This is a genomic window from Vibrio sp. 10N.261.52.A1, assembly GCF_002876325.1.
In the GTDB taxonomy this organism is placed as follows: Bacteria; Pseudomonadota; Gammaproteobacteria; order Enterobacterales; family Vibrionaceae; genus Vibrio; species Vibrio chagasii.
The window spans coordinates 1-5,125 of sequence record NZ_MCYD01001169.1 but is presented as its reverse complement, the minus strand read 5'-3'; the positions used below and the strand labels follow the sequence as shown (position 1 = coordinate 5,125).

Genomic DNA, 5,125 nt, shown 5'->3' with positions numbered 1-5,125 from the left:
GCTGAAAATAAAATATAAACTTGGCGGATAACATTAATATTATCCCTACACCTTTTATCTAATATCACTCTGTGAATGATACTTGAATAACTCATACATCAATCCTATAGGTGGTAGATAAGTTTTTCTAAATGAACTTTGCTTCTATAGGGCAGGAAGCAAGGGTAGAAAAATGAATAGGTGGGGGCTGTGTTGTATGGCATCGATTTCAACGGATTTGAAACGTAATCGGGTGCGAGGTTATTTCAAATCCCAAATAAAAGGCATTGCTATTATCGAATTTACGGTAGTGGTAAGTCTTTTTTTCGCGCTTTTTTTAACGGTTGTTGACCTTGGCATATATGGGTTTGTAAAACTTACCATGCAACACTCAGCAAGAGAGGGGGCAAGGTATGCCGTCACTGGTCGGTCTGATTTAGACCCTGATGCATCGAGTAATCGTGAAGCGGCAATACTAGAGAAGATCTCTCAGTCTTCGAGCGGGTTGCTCGATAAAGTGATGGATGTGCAAAATATTCGTGTTGAAGATGTCTATGGAAACGCGATATCTGGTTTTGGTGGCTCTGGAGATATTATATCTATCCATCTTGACTGCGAATGGCCATCCGTTAACCCCTATATGTATGTTTTGCTGGATGATGGGAAATTTAAATTTACCGTCAGTGCAGCAATGAAAAACGAAGCTTTTTAGGGGGATTAAAGATGTTTCCTAAAAAGATAAATAAGGCAGTACAGCAAGGGTTTGCAGCGATAGAAATGACGCTAATTGCGCCAATATTTATGTTGTTGATCGTAGCTGCTGTTGATATCACCCACCTTATTCAAGCCAACCACACCATTATTAGTATCAGTCGAGAAGGCGGCAATATTATTTCTCGGAGTAATACCGATACGCCACAAGAAGTGATGGATATTATCGCCACCACATCTGGAACATTAGACATGACTCAGGATGGTGTCATTTACATTACCGAGTTAGTTGGTCAAGAAGACGCTTCCCCTTACATTAAAAGCCAATACCGATGGAACCAACACGGACTAAGTAAAAATAGTGCCATTTGGTCGAGCTGCAGTAATTGGGCAAGCGATGGAGAGTGCTCAGATGTTGATGCTGATAATCCTCCCCTTATTAACAATCTAGCCGTCGCGCTTGATGAAGGGGAGATCGTTTACAGCGTAGAAGTGTTCTATGACTATTCGCCTATCTTTAGTCGAGTTTTTGATGACGAATACATCCTGAGCGACACAACATATATGTAAGGGAGGTCTATATGGATAGTGGTACCCGAAACAAATATCGTTACAGCCGGGGATTAGTGGTTTTGATGTCAGTTATCGCACTGCCTTTTATTCTGTTAGTCGTCGGTCTTTCTATTGATGCTGGTCGAGCTTATATCGTTAAGTCGAAACTGTTTGCGGCGGTTGATGCGGCGAGCATTGCCGCAGCGCGAGCCGTTGCTAATGGTGAAGATGCAGGGCGAGCTGCGGCTCAGAAATACTTTGCAGCGAATATTCCTGCCGACTTTTATTCAGCAACCCCTAATTTGGGGGCTGTTAATTTCGCTTATGATTCCTTTGGAAATATCTCTATTGATATTTCAGCCACCGCGCAAGTTCCGACTGTTTTTCTACCTTTGATTGGGTTAGATACATTCAATCCGGGTGTGTCTGCACAATCGATTCGTCGCCCTGTTGATTTAGTGCTCGTGATAGATAACACAACTTCGTTGAGGTTAGGAAGCATCGGTGATGTAACGCAAGATGTGATAGATAGGTCGAAGTCATTTATTGAAAACTTCCACGAAGGTTTTGACCGCATTTCATTGGTGAAGTTTGCTTTCGGGTCGGAAGTTCCCGTGGGGTTCAATGCGACTCGAGGCCATAGTCGAAGCACTATCAAGTCTGAGATCGATAGCTTCAATTTCGGTAGTACCTCTAATGCACAATATACCAATGCATCAGAGGGGATGTATCGAGCCCTCAATGAGCTAAGAACAGTGACAAATCCTGCAAATCTAAAAGTGATCGTGTTTTTTACCGACGGTGCACCAAATACCTTCGCTTCAACTTTTGACTTTGAAGGTGGTGGCACACATACCGGGGCGATAAGATCGAGTGATGGCACGAGTGGTACGCCAAGAGGGCTTTGGAGACATGACTCCATTGCTACAAGGTTATCTGATGGCTATGAGGGACGCGATATCGATGATTACATCAGCGAGATGCCTGAGTACTATACAACCCATGATTCGAATGCCACTGAGTTTAATATCCTAAACCCCACTCACTCGGTACGTCCTGTCGCCCAGTATGATCCCGATAGCCACTCGGCTAATGATTTGTATAGAAGGGTGAACAGGGTTGCTCGTAACCTTGTAGAAGACATTGCTGAAGCGGCAAGATCTGAAGGTATTTATGTGTTTACTCTCGGACTCGGCTCATCGCTTACATCGGCGACCGGACCAGATAGTGAGTTTGGGGAAGACTTATTATTACGTATGGCGAACTCGAGTGCGTTGTTGGATGATCCGGATTTAAGTAGTGACTACGACCCTAATCAACTTGAGGGTGTGTACTGTCATGCTGTTGATGAGGAGGCGCTAGGTCCTTGTTTTGATGAGATGCTTGACGTCATTATCCGTTTAACCTTGTAGCTTCTTGGGCAAGTAATGCACTTTATGATTAATAGATATAAAGAGTAGGGATTGCGCTTAAAAAGAAGAGGGAGCCTTCGCTCCCTCTTAGTGCTGCCTACCATTTGAGGCTAGTTATATAAGGTGAGGAAGATTACTCCTCCCAAACCACCAACTTGTCTTTTGGCCAGTTGTGGCCCACTTCGTGGTACTTCTGCTCTAAAACATGGCGTTTGATCTTGAGTGTTGGTGTTAACACGCCGTTCTCAATACTCCATGGTTCTTTGATCATAAGTACGCCCTTGATCTTCTCATGAGACGCGAGCTTCTCATTCATTTTTTCGATCACTCGCTTAGTCGTTCTCTCGTAGCGAGCGCGATCGAAGTTAGGGAAATCATGCGGGACAACAAGCAGAATAGGACCAGGTAAGCCAAGGCCAATCAGACACATCATCTCTACGCGGCTGTACTCAAAGAGTTTATTCTCGATAGGTACTGGTGCAACAAACTTACCTTTCGCAGTTTTGAAGGTATCTTTCTTACGTCCACGAATGGTGAGGTAGCCTTCGCTATCAATATCACCAATATCACCGGTGTGTAGCCAGCCTTCAGAGTTAAACGACTCTTGCGTTGCAATATCATTTTTGTAGTAACCAGAGAACAGACCTTTACCACGAACTAGAATCTCTTCATCTTCGGCAATCTTTAGTTCAATGCCAGGGCCTGCGTTACCAACCGTACCAATTTTATCCGCTCTAAATGGATAGTTTAATGTGCTGTAAGCGAAAGACTCTGTCATCCCCCATGCTTCGGTAATGTGTAAACCAACGCTTTCGTACCATGCAAGTAGCGCTGGTGATACTGGCGCGGAGCCACAGCCCAGAACGCGAGCTTGATCTAGACCTAAGCCATCAGCGAGCTTCTTCTTGATGATGTTATTAATGAATGGGATTTTCAGCAGAATGTTCAGTTTTTTCTGTGGCAGCTTGTCTTGGATGCGCTGTTGGAACAGGGTCCATAAACGAGGGACAGAAATAAACAGAGTAGGACGCTGCATCTTCACATCATCAATGAAGGTGTCTAAAGATTCTGGGAATGCGGTAACGACACCGCCCATTACTGATGAACCAAAGATGTAGACACGCTCTGTGATATGGGCAAGTGGTAAGTAAGAAAACAGACGATCATCTTTTTGGATACCGATATGATCGATCAGCCTTTGAACTGACCACGTAAAGGCACCGTACGTAAGCATTGCGCCCTTTGGCAAGCCAGAAGTACCCGATGTGTAAACAAGAGACATAAGCTTGTCATCGTGATGCTGAGGGCGTTTAGTCGTTGGTTCATGTGTATTGATGAGTTGACCAAATGTGTGTTTACATTTTGGCGCTGTATCATAGGGTAGCGAGATGCTAGCTAAGCTTGGGGTGTCATCAAGTACTTGTTGTGTCGCTTTCGGATCATCAAGCTTACCTGCAATCACGATCTTACTTTCACTGTGCTCAATACAGTATTGGATGGTATCTGCACCTGCGGTAGGAAAGATTGGGACGCTGACAAAATCTCCTAACATCATGGCAAGGTCACAGATAAACCATTCTGCACAGTTTTTAGAAATAAGCGCGACTCGATCGCCGGGTTCTGCACCAAGAGCTTCCAGTGCTGACGCCAGTTTTAGTGCTTTATCAGCCACTTCTTTGTACGTGAACTCGACAAACTGGCGGTTAATAATTTGCTTTAAATAGACCTCATTTGGGCGTTCTTCTGCCCACTTAAGAATCATATCATTGGGTGTAGGGAGAGCTGTTGCTTGTTCTTGGCTAAACTCGTTAGGCTGAATCATTGTCTAACTCCATGTTTTTCGCTAAGTTATTTTTGTTAAAATCATGTTAAATGTACCATGATTTTTTCTTTTAGGGAGTAAAATTAGCGTTTTCTGTTATCCGTGCAGGCTCGTCTGTAACTTGCAGGCGTTACGCCAGTTCTTTTCTTGAAGATTCTTGAGAAATATGACACATCCTTGTATCCACATTGGTAAGAGATGACAGCTATCTTGGACTCGGTATCCGCTTCGATTAGCTTCTTGGCTAGTAAGATTCGTTTATCGCACACGAAGTCGCGAAAGCTTACTCCAAAGTGTAGATGAAACTTCTTAGAAAAGTAGGTTGTAGAACAATGACATCTCTCAGCGATCACCGTTTCTTTGATCTCTTTGTTGATGTTGTCCATAACAAAATTGACCACTTCTGATGTGAACAACTTGGTAGGGAGTTGGTTGTTATTATTAGTATCTCGGTCAAGGTCAAAATGTGGTTCGAAGATATGCTGCGTTTTTCTCTTCAACTCTTCGAAGGTGCTGGTCAGATGATTACTGTTTGTTTCGATAACAAATAGCACATTTTTATGATTCCGAATGATATTAGGTACTCGATCTGAACAGATTATTACTATTCTCTTATTGAGGTTCTCACAAATTGAGAGTGACATAGTAA

At 43.4% G+C, this 5,125-nt stretch carries 5 protein-coding genes; 3 read left to right on the top strand and 2 right to left on the bottom strand.

Annotation, left to right across the window (positions count from 1 at the left end):
- The first annotated feature begins 196 nt into the window (after window positions 1–196).
- The 3 genes from BCT81_RS24980 to BCT81_RS24970 are packed head-to-tail and all read left to right on the top strand — an operon-like array spanning window position 197 to window position 2,654.
- A complete protein-coding gene (locus BCT81_RS24980; protein WP_102426210.1) occupies window positions 197–691 on the top strand; it encodes a TadE family protein in 495 nt (164 codons plus the stop codon).
- Window positions 692–702: 11 nt separating this feature from the next.
- Window positions 703–1,260 carry a TadE family protein gene (locus tag BCT81_RS24975; protein WP_102426209.1) on the top strand — a complete coding sequence of 186 codons (558 nt, stop codon included), beginning with the start codon at window positions 703–705 and terminating at the stop codon, window positions 1,258–1,260.
- A gap of 11 nt (window positions 1,261–1,271) precedes the next feature.
- Window positions 1,272–2,654: a vWA domain-containing protein gene (locus BCT81_RS24970; RefSeq protein WP_102426208.1), complete on the top strand. Its 1,383-nt coding sequence runs from the start codon at window positions 1,272–1,274 to the stop codon at window positions 2,652–2,654.
- A 133-nt stretch (window positions 2,655–2,787) separates the two neighbouring features.
- On the opposite strand, the gene BCT81_RS24965 is transcribed toward BCT81_RS24970, so the two are convergent.
- Both BCT81_RS24965 and BCT81_RS24960 read right to left on the bottom strand, forming a co-directional pair.
- A complete protein-coding gene (locus BCT81_RS24965) occupies window positions 2,788–4,476 on the bottom strand; it encodes an AMP-binding protein (RefSeq protein WP_102426207.1) in 1,689 nt (562 codons plus the stop codon).
- A gap of 83 nt (window positions 4,477–4,559) precedes the next feature.
- Window positions 4,560–5,125 (bottom strand): AraC family transcriptional regulator (locus BCT81_RS24960; RefSeq protein WP_102426206.1); only part of this gene is annotated, 566 nt, incomplete at its 5' end.

Bases quoted from the DNA above. Each gene is read 5' to 3' on its own strand.
- BCT81_RS24980 (WP_102426210.1), top strand. From the start codon at position 197: ATGGCATCGATTTCAACGGATTTGAAACGTAATCGGGTGCGAGGTTAT.
- BCT81_RS24975 (WP_102426209.1), top strand. From the start codon at position 703: ATGTTTCCTAAAAAGATAAATAAGGCAGTACAGCAAGGGTTTGCAGCG.
- BCT81_RS24970 (WP_102426208.1), top strand. From the start codon at position 1,272: ATGGATAGTGGTACCCGAAACAAATATCGTTACAGCCGGGGATTAGTG.
- BCT81_RS24965 (WP_102426207.1), bottom strand. From the start codon at position 4,476: ATGATTCAGCCTAACGAGTTTAGCCAAGAACAAGCAACAGCTCTCCCT.